Genomic DNA, 13,250 nt, shown 5'->3' on the forward strand with positions numbered 1-13,250 from the left:
GGTAAAAGGCCGGCATTTTGCTGGCCTTTTTTTACTGTTTAAGAACGGTAACCAGAGGGAAATGTGACTGAATGTTGCTGAAATAATTTATAAGTGGAATGAATAGATGAAGGGGATTATTGAATGAGTAATTGGCTAGTATTTGCACTATTTATCTTATCAGGAATAAGTACATTTTTTGTTGCCTCAAGACTATCCGTGTTTGGAGATGCTGTTAAAGAAAAAAGCCGGGCGTCATCAACATTTATGGGAGCTATTATCGGAATAGCTATATCATTGCCTGAACTGACCTCAAGCGTGACGGCTATCATTATTGATAGTCCTGATCTGGCTGTTGGAAATCTGATCGGAAGTAACCTTTTTAATATAATGGGTCTTGCTATCTTTGATATTGTTTATAGACGCTATCAAATTTTAACTCATGCTACTGTGGAGAGTAAGCTGTACGGCTGGCTGGTTATCCTAATGACGTTAATTGTCATGCTTGGATTAACTTTCACTTTACCAACGCACATTTTTCATATAAGTTATACGGCAATAGCCACTATTTTGATCTATTTTATAGGATCAAAACTAATTAATGATCGCACAGAATATAAAGGGAGAAAAGTGAAGAGAGAAGATAAAAATAAAAAATACTCCGAATATACGTATAAGCAGGTATTATTCCATTTTATTGTGTCTGCTGTATTAATTATGATTATAGGAAGTGTCCTGACGATCACCGCGGAAAGAATATCTGCTATTACAGGAATCGGTGCTTCTTTCATTGGAGCCTTCCTTGTTGCTATCAGCACATCGCTGCCTGATGCAGTCAGTGTGGGAACGGCCCTCAAGCTGAGAAATTTTAATTTAGGAATTAGTTCACTTCTTGGAAGTAATGCCTTTAATTTAATGATTTTAGCGATAACTGATCTCATGTACTTTAAAGGAAATCTTCTTCAAGGTACAAGTCCTGCCAATATACTAACAGGGGCAGCATCAATTCTCTTTATCCTGTTGATAATCTTTAGTATTACCAGGAGGAAAGCAAAACCCTGGACCTACTTATGGCCTTCTTTCCTTATAATAGCAAGCTATTTTGTTACGACTTATTTTGTTTTCCAGATTAAATAAAAAAAGCGGCCACGGAGCCGCTGTAAGCTGATCGAGAAACTTTAAGGTTTTTCGATCAGTATATTTTTTTACTGCAGAGGTGAAAACTGCTGGTTTCAGGTTTTTTCGGAAACTCTTTTACCTTTTTGGTTATGGCTGTTAAAAGGCAGCCACCAATTCCAGTCACCTAGAAGTTTCATCAAACTTGGAACGAGAAGCAAACGTATAACTGTTGCATCTATAAATATAGCGATAGCAATACCTATTCCAATCTGCTTAACCGGGACAACCCCAGTAAAAGCAAAAGCTCCTGTAATGACAATCATAATAAGAGCTGCAGAGGTAATGATCTTACTAGTATTAGCAAGCCCCTCTATCGTTGATTTTGTATTATCACCTGTCTCCAGATAAAATTCGTGAATTCTTGAGATCAGAAACACTTCGTAATCCATACTTAAACCAAAAACAAGACTGAAAACAATGACGGGTAATATAAGGGCAATATCCGCTTCGTTCAATCCGAAGTGCCCTCCTTGAAAGAGCCATACAAGAATTCCAAAGGTTGAGGTAAGTCCAATCACATTCATCAGGATCGCTTTTAAAGGAATAATAATGGAACGAAATGCGATCATCAAGATGATGAACGTGGAAACGATAATGATTGCCAAAGTCAATCCGATTTTATCGGAAATCTCCGTATAAATCTCCTGATTGAATTTTGGCTGCCCACCAAACATCATGGAAACTTCCCATTCGTCGTTCGACCAGTCCGTCATGAGTTCCTGAGCTTCGGAAGAGTTGGCTGCTACATTTAATTGAACAGGGATCATTAACTGATCTCCTGAAAGGAACTGCTCTATCGCAGGCTCTAGCTGCTGTCGTGATGCAGGCTGTTCCAAAGCAGATGATAGTTGTTCCGGTGAATTTATCTCGCTTGTTGTGTACAGGGTATCAACAGCCGCTACAATCTCTGGTTCTGATAATTTTTCCTGAAGGTCTTTCATCTGTTTTAACCCATCTTCACCCAGCCATTCACCTTCTCGTTCAGCAATAATGTAAGCGGTGCTCTCTTCAGAGCCCATAAATATTTCGTCGATGGTTTCAAAAGCAGCTCTTGAATCATAGCTTTCTGGTAAAGCGTTAATCGTCGGGATAGATAAATTCATATTCGTTACAGGGATGACACCAATTATTAAAATTACTAAAGCAGAAAGAGAAATCCAGGCAGGGTGCTTCATTACACCACGCGCAAATTTTCTCCATCTTGGTGTTGTATCCTTCTGGAAGGGGATTAATCTCCATTTGTTCACTTTCCCACCAAATACGTAAAGTAACGAAGGCAGAAGCGTTAAGGAACACAGTACTGCTGCTACAATAACCACAGATCCTCCGATGGCAATATTCATAAAGATATCTACTTCTATTACACTCATGGCTGCAAGACCGATGAACACACAGACAGCTGAGAAAATAATGGATCGGCCCGCTGTTTCAATCGTAGTTTTCAGGGCTTCGGCTTTTTCCTGCTTCAATAGTTCTTCACGATAACGATTTATAAATAAAAGAGCAAAATCAATACTGAGGGCCAGGCCGATCATAGGTGCAATATTCAAAATGAAAATGGACAACTGAGAATCCTGACCAATAAGGGCCAGAATGCCAAAACCGACTACAATGGTGATGCCTCCGATGATTAATGGAAGAATAGAAGCAAGAGCTGTTCCAAAAGCGAGAATTAAGATGATTAAGGCTACCGGAAGCCCGATCAACTCCGCACGTTTTAGATCTTCCTGGCTCGCTTTATTAATATCCTCAGATATCACAGGAGCTCCAGTTAGAGAAATTCCTTCTATCTTTCCGGTTATTTCTTCTACCTGTTGAATAGCTTCCTTCATATCTTCTGGCTCTTCTGAAAAATGTATAGAAGCATAAGCAGTCTTGTCTTTCCGCATGGATTCATCATCAAGTGGTGACTGAATACGGGAGGCAATATCTAAATTCTTTATATCATCTAAGGTTGAAGTGATGGTATCCTCTGATTTATTTTCAAATAATAGTAGAAATGTGGATTCAGGAAAATCAAAGTCTTCATTTAGTTTTTCTTCTACCTGTTCATATTCCCCGTCAGTGCGGAAGCCGTCGCCTTCTAATAAAGAAGGTAATTGAATAGCAAAGTAACCCATAATTAAAGTTATCATGATCCAAAAAGCGAGCAGCCACTTGTGGGAACTTACGATAAAGGAGGAAATTTTACGCATGATCATCGATCTCCTTCAAAGATTTTCTAAGATAAAGGTCTCCTATAAATAATACTCCTTTTAACGTGGCTTGAAAACTAAAAACTTCCAGTGTGTAGAACGTACATTTCCGTGGAATATGAGTATCAATGAGAAAAAAAGGAAGGGACAGGTGTCTTTCATGCAATTTCCGGACGAATTAATAAAGGAAGCCAAAAATAGAATAGCAGGATTTGATGTTGAAGGATTTGTGCTGGGACAGGGTGATGAGTCGGGTAAAATTATGATTGTCGGTGAGGCTCCAGGAGAAAATGAAGCCGTAAAAGGAGAACCTTTTATAGGCAGAGCGGGGGATGAACTGGATAAACAGTTAAATTATATAGGGTTAGAAAGAAAAGACGTTTATATCACAAGTGCAGTGAGAAGCCGCCCTTACAAATGGGTGAAGACCACCAAAAAAGGGTCAGGGGGACAAAGGAAAGCAAACCGGAAACCAAATCAAAAGGAGATTCTGGCTCACGCTCCTCTATTAGATTACCAAATCGAGAAGATGGATCCAGAAGTGATTATTGCCCTTGGAGGTGTAGCATACGAACGATTGATGGGAAGAAAGGACAAAATCAGTGAACTAGTAGGGAAAGTAATACGAACCCCAATCATGCGGCTTGATCGTGAGAAGGAAAAATACGTGGAAACTGAAAAAAGCTATCTAATTATCCCGCTCTATCATCCAGCAGCTGTTTTTTATAATCCTAAAATTAAAGAAGATATTTATGCATCACTCGATGAAATGAAAAATAACCTTAATTTATAAGGAAGCTGAGCTTAAGATTTTTAAAATTATAATTGGAGTGGAGAGGAAGGGATGCTTAGTATGCGCCTTACTTTTCTATATTAGAGCTAACCTTTCTGGGGCGGGTTTTGATAAAATATAGAAAAGAGGATGAAATGACCGTCCTATGATAGGGGGAGGAAATCTTGTGAAAAATCCCGGAAGTTGGAATGCCCTTGCTGGAGCATTTTTATTTCTTATCTGGGTAATATTTTTTCAAGGAAGCGGTATTGATCTGGTCTTAGGTTTTGCATTTCTTGTACTTGTCCCCTTGCTACTGGAAGAAGCCGTTCAAAGTGCAGAGGGGAGCCGCCCGGAGAAGTGGCTGTGGAGCGTGATGAGCTGCTCTTTACCTTTTTCAGCTGCAGGTATGATCGCCATTTCGCTGCCGTCAGGAAATGAAGCAGGGTGGTGGGCGGCTGTCTGGTTTTTTTATACACTTCTGATTGCTTTTGGAGGTTTCATGAGGTTGTTGGGCAGAGGACTCGGACCGGTTGAAGAAACTGTCATTGATATTGGTTTGATTTACATAGCGTTTGGAGGAGGATGGCTGGTATGTTCCAGTGCGGGATGGACTGGTATCTTACCATATTCAGAGACGATTCTTCAGCTCACAGTTGTTCACTATCATTATGCGGCTTTCGTGGTACCGCTGGTGACGGGGTTCTTTGGACGCTACCGTGCAGAATGTAACAGAATTAGGAAGAGTTTTATGGTTACACCGTACTTGTGGTTAGCAGCCGGTGTGGTGGCGGGTCCTTTAATTGCTGGCCCTAGTTTAAATTTGGAGGCTCCTTTTAAATCAATTGCAGCAGGGGTTTATTTCCTAGTTCTGGTCTGGCTTTGTTTATGGTGGTTTTGGCTCTCTGTTTATTTTAAATTGTGGATTGGAATGGCTTTGCGTTCAGCATCTCTCCTTCTTTTAGGAACTATGTTGCTTGCTCTATTCACTAACTTGAACATCTGGTTAGAAGCTTACTGGCTGCAGTTGAATACAATAGTTGGCTATCAGGGGCTGTGGATAGCGTCCGCTTTTTCCATTTTATCTGCTCTGGTTTGGCGCGGCGTTCATGCTCCAAAAAGGCATGCCTACACCGCTTTTCCTATTAGTCGTATACGTGCGGAACGAGGTAGTATTAATCCTAAAATAGATTATAAACCTTGGGAAGCTTCTCATGAATATGTGACAGGGCTTGTTCATGACTGGAGTCCTTTTAACAGTCGTCATTTTCATTCGGAATACATTGATCCACTGGTAAAAAGGTGGTTCCTATATACCGGTGACTTTCATGTTCAAGCGTCTATTGAATGGGCCAGAGGATTTCGATCAATAGCCGGCCGAATAAGCCGATGGGGATTTCCGCCATCCGGATGCGTGGCACTTCAAGGAGAAGCCATATCTATATCTGATTATAAGGATGGTCGAAACTCGGTAAGAGCGTGGATAACACGTAATAAACAAACAAAGGAACCGCTAAATACAGCTTTATATTCTTTTCATGAACATGCAGGTGAGACCTATTTTAATATAGGTTTCCCTGTATCACATGGAGTCCTGACAGTTATTGGGCGGTTTGAGAAAGATGGAAAAGGCGGGCTGCTTTTAGAAACTATGCGGCGTGAAGATGTCCGGGGAGATGAAGGCATCTACTTCACAGTAGGGGAGTGGACGATGCGGCTTCCAGTACGAGGAATGTTTCACGTGAAAAAAGCGAAGACAGAAGGAGACCTGCTTGGGGATCTTTACCTGCGTCTTGGTTATATTCATCTTTTGCATGTACAATATCAGATGAAAGAAAGACGAGCCGGATAGTACTCCATAAACGACGGGCCAATAGAAATAAAAGATCGTTGCTTTTTTGCTTTCGGTGTAAGCGGAGTGTGCTATAATAAAAGCAAATCAGGTCACAGCTGCGACTGTGACCTGATTGGATACCGTTCTTTTCTTTTCGGTTGAGGACCCTTTCACATATGTGAAAGGGTCTATTTATTATTGTTCATTTTTATGATCAGCGCCAGGAGTGTAATGATAAATGTCCCGAACGCCAACATAACCATAAGCGCCTCATATGTGCTCATAACTGGCATCACTCCTTTTCTATCGCCACCTAACCTAATCCTTAGAGAACGGTATCTATATATAAGGATACCATATTTTTAATATAAACAAGAACATTTGTTCGCGTTAAATGCAAAAATAGCCAGAACGTACCATATTAAACCACCTCAGGTCATCCAAATTATGGATGACCTGAGGTGGTTTATTTTTCCTTTTTTAGTTTTAAAGTTCGTCAAAGCCATTGGTTTCGGAAACTTTAGTGTACTGTCTGGACTTCTGTTCGAAGAAATCTGATTTGCCTTCATCGACTTCCTGATAAGCTTTAATCCACTTTAAAGGGTTTTCCTTATACTCAGGAAAAGGCTTTTCCGCTCCCAGTAAGCGGCATCGTTTATTGGCCATGAATCGAATATAATCTTCCAAGTCGCCGATCGGAATACCGGGGAAGCGGTCTCCTATAATGTGATGAGCCCACTTGATTTCAAGTTCGACTGCCTCTTGGAATGTATCTTTGACAAACTGACGGTATTTTTTTTCGTCCAGTTGCGGGTTTTCACTTAATGTTTCATTAAATATCCGGCCAAATAGGCTTACATGAATCTGTTCATCTCTATTTATATAGTTAATCATAGTGCTCGTCGATACCATCTTATTGTTGCGTGCTAGATTATAGAAGAAAGCGAAACCTGCATAAAAGAATAAACCTTCTAGAACAACATCATAAACGATAGACTTTAAAAAGGTTTCTACAGAAGGATCATCTGCAAAAGCCTGGTACCCATCTGTAATGAACTGATTTCTTTCAATAAGCACATCATCGTGCTTCCAGTATTCAAAAATTTCTTCCTGTTCATCCTGATCCACAAGAGTCGATAGGACATAAGAATAGGATTGATTGTGGACTACTTCCTGGAAAGCTAATACCTGCATGAGCGCAGATAAACTGGAATCGGTTAAATAGTCAGCTATCTTTCCGGAGTAGTCCGTTTGAATAGAGTCCAAAAAGGCAAGCAGTCCAATGATTTTCTTAAACGTCGCCTGCTCCTGATCAGAAAGAGTTGCCCATTGTTTTAAATCATTGCTCATATTAATTTCATTTGGGATCCAGAAATTCGCCAGCATATTTTTATACATAGGATATGCCCAGGAATAGCGGGTATCATCCCAGTTTAGGACGTTAGAACTTCTGCCATTAATGATGCCGGTAGAAGCGTTAGGGGCCTGGTGGTCTACTAGTTTTCGCTTTTGAATGGTTTCATTCATTTGATTTATCCTCCTTTTATGATGAGCAGCTTTCGCACTCGTCATATTCACCCTGGCTTGAAGTAGATCTCGTGTAATAGGTCGTTTTTAAACCTGATTTCCACGCGTCGATATGGAGATCTAATAGTTCTTTAGCATGTATAGAATTTCGAACATATAGGTTAAATGAGATGGATTGATCAATATATTTTTGCCGTACGGCATTTTGCTGGATGCTTGCATGCTGGTTTATATCGTAGGCCGATTTATAATACCAGAACGTTTCCGGGCTAAGATCCGGGGCTGTCACTGGGATTTTATAATCTTTCTTCTCTTCTGAATAAAAACGTTTAAAGATTGGATCGATGCTCGCTGTACTTCCGGCAATCAGAGAAGTACTGGAATTAGGAGCGACGGCCATTAAATATCCATTCCGTATCCCATCTCTCTGAACCTTATCTTTTAAGGCATTCCAGTTCCAATCCTCATTTTGATCAAACGCCCGTTTAAGAAAGAATTCTCCTGTAGACCAGTCGGACCCTTCAAATAAAGGGTAACTCCCTTTCTCGGCTGCTAATTCGCTGCTGGCTTCAATGGTGTAATAGGCAATTGCCTGGTACACTTCTTCAGCATAATTTACGGCTTTTTCAGATTCCCATGCTATTTTCTTTTGAGCAAGCAGGTGAGCCCAGCCGAATGTGCCAAGACCAATGCCTCGATATGACTGGTTTGTCAATTGAGCCTGCAGAACCGGGATAGTATTTTCATCAATCACGTTATCCAGCATTCTTACTTGAATAGAAACTAAACGCCTTAAGACTCCTTCTGGTACAGCGCGGCCGAGATTAACACTGGAGAGATTACATACTACAAAATCCCCCGGGTTTTTAACCGTTATAATTTTTCCTTCTTCTAAATATTGTTCTTCCTGGAGGGTAGGGCTCTGGTTCTGAGTGATTTCCGTACATAGGTTGCTGCAATAAATCATCCCTGCGTGACGATTCGGATTCATACGGTTCACTTCATCTCGGTAGAACATGTAAGGTGTACCTGTTTCGAGCTGACCTACCATAATCTTTTTCATAATGTCTATAGCAGCTACTTTTTCTTTCGATAGATCTGGGTGATTTACACAGGCTTCGTACCTTTCGCGGAAGGTACCACTGCCACGCTCTTCATCATAAGCATCTTCCAAAGAGAAGCCCATAACGTCACGAACTTCATGAGGATCGAATAAATACCAGTCTTCCCGCTTTTCTACAGCTTCCATAAACATATCTGGTATCGATACGCCGGTAAATAAATCGTGGGTGCGCTGTCGTTCGTCACCGTTGTTTAAACGGCTGTCAAGAAAAGGAACAATGTCCTTATGCCATATATCCAGATACACGGCAATCGCTCCTTGCCGCTGCCCGAGCTGATCTACGCTGACTGCTGTATTATTCAGCTGCTTCATCCAAGGTATAACGCCTGAAGAAACGCCTTTAAATCCTCGAATGTCACTTCCGCGGCTTCTGATTTTGCCGAGATAAATGCCGATTCCTCCACCGTGTTTACTCAAATTCGCTATATCTGTATTGCTGTCATAAATAGACTGGAGACTGTCGTCTACTGTGTCTATAAAACAAGAGCTCAACTGGCCATACCTTTTTCCTGCGTTAGCGAGAGTAGGGGTGGCGACGGTCATATATAGATGACTTAAAGCCCAATAGGCTTCTTTTATGAGCCCAAGCCTCGCTGACTTATTTTCCTGAGCCATGATGACCATCGAAATGATCATAAATCGTTCTTGCGGAAGTTCATATATGTCTTTGGACTTGGAGCGGGCTAAGTATCGATCACTTAAAGTTTTAAGACCAATATAAGTAAATAAATAATCACGCTCAGGGACAATAGCAGCTTCAAGCTGATCTATTTCCTCTTTGGAATAATCAGCAAGTAAGGATTTTGAATAGATTTCTTCATTCGTTAAAATCTCGATTAATGAATAAAACCCTTTATAGGCCTTCTCCTCCATGCGGTTGTAAGCGGAATTTTTGTACATTTGGTCCAAATGAATCCTGCTCGCGGCAAAAGTCCAATCAGGTGCTGACTCGTCCATTTCAGCCAAACACTCAAGTATTAATGCTTTGGATTGCTCTTCATCACTCATCTGATCCAATCCAAGCCCTGGAACTTTCTTTAGTATTCGTTCCACATCCAAATGAGGAAACTCTTTTTGAATGTTGATTAGCTTCTGCTCCCATTCTGTTTGCATAGATTGAACGCTCATGTATTCGTGCTCCTTTTTATTCATAGGTAATTTAAGACATAAAAAAATCCGCTCACTTATTGAGCGGATGAAACCATAGAACGAGGCAAATAAATCATACGAACACCTCGTTCTATCGCTTCATCTTCTCAATCCCCGAAGAAGTTGAAACTTCAGCGAATAAAGACAGGTCTCCTGACTTACGTTCGATTCTACTCTGGTCCTTCCCGTACCTGGGCACAGTGGATAATCCATTTCGCGAACGCTAACAGTTGCGGGGGCAGTTCCGGCTTTTTCCGGATTCCCTATTAAGCCTGATGGCATCTTTAATTCGCAAATACTATATATAGTATTAATTAATTATTTTATTAGCTTATATTGTGTTTATATCATAACGAAGATGAAAGGAAAGTGCAAATGATTTAATGAGATTTCAATTTTGAAAAAACTATATTTTTCCATCAAAAAGCTCTTATTGCTCTTTTTTCTGTCCTGAAAAATTTTTAAAATGAAGATCGCTTCATTATAATAAAGGTAATAAACACTCTATGGTGAACTATACAATAATAACGGAAATAGATAAACAGGGGGATTCGTAATCATGGACCAAACATTTAATTGGCACCAGGAAGCCGCAAAACAGTGGGATGAACGGGCGGAATTTTGGAATGAACGAAGTCAGACAATGTGGGAGGAGGGGAGCCGAAAAACGATTATTCCCTTTCTGAAAAATTACCTCCCCACGGGGAAGGCTGTTGCTGACCTGGGTTGTGGAGACGGATATGGCTCTTATAAATTGTATGAAGAAGGGTACCAGGTGACTGGAGTAGATCTTTCGAAGGATATGATTGAACGAGCAGTGAAAAGATTACAAACAGAAGGGTTAGACTTTACGCAGGGAGATTTGACAAAGCTGCCTTTCGCTACAGAAAGCTTTGATGGCATCATGGCTATTAACTCTCTGGAGTGGATTGAAGTTCCTCATCAGGGACTTGAGGAAATGAAAAGGATCTTACGTCCGGGAGGCAAGCTTTGTATTGGAATACTTGGACCGACGGCCATGCCGAGGATAAATAGCTATCCAAGAGTATATGGTGAAAAAGTAATTTGCAACACGATGATGCCATGGGAGCTTGCTAAACTGGCTGAAGAAACTGGTTGGAAATATGCGGGAGGTCAAGGGGTGTATAAACGCGGGGTTGATGAGAATCAAGTCGCACATCTGGATGAAGATTTAAAGCAGGCCCTTACATTTATGTGGATTTTTATCTTTGAAAAGAAAAACTAAATCATGATAAAAACAAAATTGCGGACTAGCACCTGATTATGTAGAAAATATAAGGAAAAGCCCACGGTTCTGTTTCTCTTTGTTGAACAAAATCATGGACTTAGTTTAAGGGTCCGTATTACGACAAAAAAAGCGATTGAAAATTTCGTTAGAAGGAGTATGATAAGGAACAACGATTCATATAGTGATTCAATGAGGAGGGATTGCGGTGGCTTGGGTCCATGCAATATTTTCTGTGCGGTATTTATTTATCGGTTTCTTTTCATTGACGGCGTTAAGCTTGATTACTTTCCAATCTGTAGCCATATTCCAAGCATTTCTAGATTTTTTTGAAGTTTTTCATCGGAAATAAAGAAAAGAGACCGGCTTTCTCAGGCTGGTCTCTTTTCTATTCGTTTGGCTTTCCCCAAAGAAACTCCCCCAGTAACCGATCTACCTCGGGATGCTCGTGCAAACCAGAATGGGTGGCGGATTTATCAAATACAATCTCTTCTCGGTAACTGCCGAAGGGTACAATTGATTTCAACGCTCTTACACTTGAAGCATGCACAAGCCCATCCCAATGCTTGCTCTCTTCTTCGTACGGATTAATAACGCCTGCTATAACAAGTGTATCTACACCTTTAGGAAAGAACTCCCTTCTGAGGAAAATAGAATTTAAAGCTTCAGAGTCCGGTTTCAGATCGTTAGCGGCCGGACTCGAATGCACTTCAAAATAACCTTCTTTTTTAATTCCTTTATAGGGACTGGCAATAACAGCTAATTTCTGAACAACAGGATATTGATCTTCCTGATAATGAAGTAAAAAGTTAGTGGCCGCAAGTCCCCCCATGGAATGGCCCACTAGATTAATCTGCTGAATACTATGACGCTCTTTTAATCGGTGGAGGACTTCTTGGAGCCATATAGTTTGCTGCTTTAAGCTGGCGCGATCATTCTCAAAAAGAACTTGAATGAATGGTTCCATGTTAGGTGGAAGGCTTCCTCTTAAGGTTACGTGTCCTTGTCGGGATACATAAGCCACCATACGCGTAGATCCCGCGTTTTGCTGCTCTAGACGGTTCATCATTGTATTAAAGGTCCCAGGGCCTCCTTTAAAACCGTGTATGAAGACGGTGGGGGTAATTTCTCCGTTTTTCTCTGAACTTGTAGGTTTAGAATTTGTTAAAAATATAAAAATCCCTAAAAGAAGGGAAGAGAGAAGAATGAGGGTGAATTTCTTTTTATTACTGAACACATTCAAGAACATGACGTTTCCTCCTGAAAATTACTATCGCTGAAATATAATAAAAAAAACATTAAGAGTCAACTATAATAACAGCTTAACTTTAGCATACCCACTGCAGAGAAAGGGGAAACTGCACCAAATTCTCCATTCCAAGCGCTTTATGGATCAGCAGCTAAATAACCTACTGCGATGTTTATATTTAACAAAACGAGGGGAAAACTGGAATTATAACCAGCTAGATGAAAGGAGAATACCATTGAATCAAGAAGAACTAAAGAAAAAAATTTATAACGTTATGGATCAGCATAAAGTAGGAACACTATCAACAGTAAAGGATAAAAAACCTCATGCTCGTTACATGACATTTTCAAATGATGATGAATTCACATTCTTCACACCGACAGACCGTGATACTCATAAAGCGGAGGAAATCGAGGAAAACCCTCATGTTCATATCTTATTAGGCTATGAAGGTGAAGGTTACGGAGATACGTATTTAGAAGTACAAGGTCAGGCTAAGATACGCGATGATCAGAAGATGAAGGACTGGTTATGGACAGAACAAATGGAGCGCTGGTTCTCAGGAAAAGGGGATCCGGATTACATTGTTCTTGAGATTATGCCTGAAACAATCCGTCTAATGAATGCAGACGGAGATACTCCTGAATCACTGGATTTATAATAAGCCGACAGATATAAAAAGCATTTGAGATACAATCTCAAATGCTTTTTTTTATTTCGATACGTTGTTAAATAACGCTATTAAAGTAAAGGGCCGTATACTGTAAGACTCGATTTCGAAATATTGGGCATGAGGAAGGTCCTCCGGGGGACGATTTCGCTTTCCGGCCCTGCACGACGCAGGGTCGTTCGACGTTGCCACATGACCTGGCGTTCTTAGTCGAACCTCTTCTGTGGTGAGCTTCCTCAGGCTTCGCCTTCCGGGATCTCACCGATCATGTTCATCCCGCAGGAGTCTTCGCCGTTCCCTTCCGCCCCTTTGCGATCATGGAGCGCT

At 40.7% G+C, this 13,250-nt stretch carries 11 protein-coding genes and 1 riboswitch; of the genes, 6 read left to right on the forward strand and 5 right to left on the reverse strand.

All coding sequences use genetic code 11. The annotated features are described in order from the left end of the window. The first annotated feature begins 123 nt into the window (after positions 1–123). A complete protein-coding gene (locus tag BMZ06_RS16755; RefSeq protein ID WP_089753755.1) occupies positions 124–1,116 on the forward strand; it encodes a sodium:calcium antiporter in 993 nt (330 codons plus the stop codon). Between the two features lie 95 nt (positions 1,117–1,211). Here BMZ06_RS16755 and BMZ06_RS16760 read toward each other — a convergent pair whose 3' ends face one another. Further along, positions 1,212–3,353: an MMPL family transporter gene (locus BMZ06_RS16760; RefSeq protein ID WP_089753758.1), complete on the reverse strand. Its 2,142-nt coding sequence runs from the start codon at positions 3,351–3,353 to the stop codon at positions 1,212–1,214. Positions 3,354–3,513: 160 nt separating this feature from the next. Between BMZ06_RS16760 and BMZ06_RS16765 the strand changes: the two genes are divergently transcribed. Both BMZ06_RS16765 and BMZ06_RS16770 read left to right on the forward strand, forming a co-directional pair. Further along, a complete protein-coding gene (locus BMZ06_RS16765) occupies positions 3,514–4,146 on the forward strand; it encodes a uracil-DNA glycosylase (RefSeq protein ID WP_089753759.1) in 633 nt (210 codons plus the stop codon). Positions 4,147–4,312: 166 nt separating this feature from the next. Further along, on the forward strand, positions 4,313–5,977 hold the full coding sequence (locus BMZ06_RS16770) for a YndJ family protein (RefSeq protein WP_175477919.1): 1,665 nt from the start codon (positions 4,313–4,315) through the stop codon (positions 5,975–5,977). A gap of 170 nt (positions 5,978–6,147) precedes the next feature. On the opposite strand, the gene BMZ06_RS16775 is transcribed toward BMZ06_RS16770, so the two are convergent. From BMZ06_RS16775 to BMZ06_RS16785, 3 genes are all read right to left on the reverse strand, one after another. Then, a complete protein-coding gene (locus BMZ06_RS16775; RefSeq protein ID WP_139205849.1) occupies positions 6,148–6,243 on the reverse strand; it encodes a putative holin-like toxin in 96 nt (31 codons plus the stop codon). A 202-nt stretch (positions 6,244–6,445) separates the two neighbouring features. Continuing rightward, positions 6,446–7,486, reverse strand: coding sequence for a ribonucleotide-diphosphate reductase subunit beta (locus tag BMZ06_RS16780; protein WP_089753763.1), 1,041 nt, complete (start codon positions 7,484–7,486; stop codon positions 6,446–6,448). Between the two features lie 16 nt (positions 7,487–7,502). After that, on the reverse strand, positions 7,503–9,737 hold the full coding sequence (locus BMZ06_RS16785) for a ribonucleoside-diphosphate reductase subunit alpha (RefSeq protein ID WP_089753765.1): 2,235 nt from the start codon (positions 9,735–9,737) through the stop codon (positions 7,503–7,505). Positions 9,738–9,885: 148 nt separating this feature from the next. Next, positions 9,886–10,059, reverse strand: a riboswitch (cobalamin riboswitch). A 258-nt stretch (positions 10,060–10,317) separates the two neighbouring features. On the opposite strand from BMZ06_RS16785, the gene BMZ06_RS16790 reads away from it, so the two are divergent. Then, a complete protein-coding gene (locus tag BMZ06_RS16790) occupies positions 10,318–11,004 on the forward strand; it encodes a class I SAM-dependent methyltransferase (RefSeq protein WP_089753767.1) in 687 nt (228 codons plus the stop codon). Between the two features lie 208 nt (positions 11,005–11,212). After that, positions 11,213–11,356, forward strand: a complete 144-nt coding sequence (locus tag BMZ06_RS20835; protein ID WP_175477917.1) for a hypothetical protein — start codon at positions 11,213–11,215, stop codon at positions 11,354–11,356. Between the two features lie 36 nt (positions 11,357–11,392). Here the strand turns inward: BMZ06_RS20835 and BMZ06_RS16795 are convergent, their stop codons facing one another. Then, positions 11,393–12,253 carry an alpha/beta fold hydrolase gene (locus tag BMZ06_RS16795; RefSeq protein ID WP_089753770.1) on the reverse strand — a complete coding sequence of 287 codons (861 nt, stop codon included), beginning with the start codon at positions 12,251–12,253 and terminating at the stop codon, positions 11,393–11,395. 235 nt (positions 12,254–12,488) lie between these two features. Between BMZ06_RS16795 and BMZ06_RS16800 the strand changes: the two genes are divergently transcribed. Continuing rightward, the gene (locus tag BMZ06_RS16800; RefSeq protein ID WP_089753772.1) at positions 12,489–12,914 is read left to right on the forward strand and encodes a pyridoxamine 5'-phosphate oxidase family protein; all 426 of its coding nucleotides are present in this window, start codon (positions 12,489–12,491) and stop codon (positions 12,912–12,914) included. Positions 12,915–13,250: the final 336 nt, after the last annotated feature.

Source organism: Halobacillus alkaliphilus, assembly GCF_900113125.1.
GTDB classification, from domain to species: domain Bacteria; phylum Bacillota; class Bacilli; order Bacillales; family Halobacillaceae; genus Halobacillus; species Halobacillus alkaliphilus.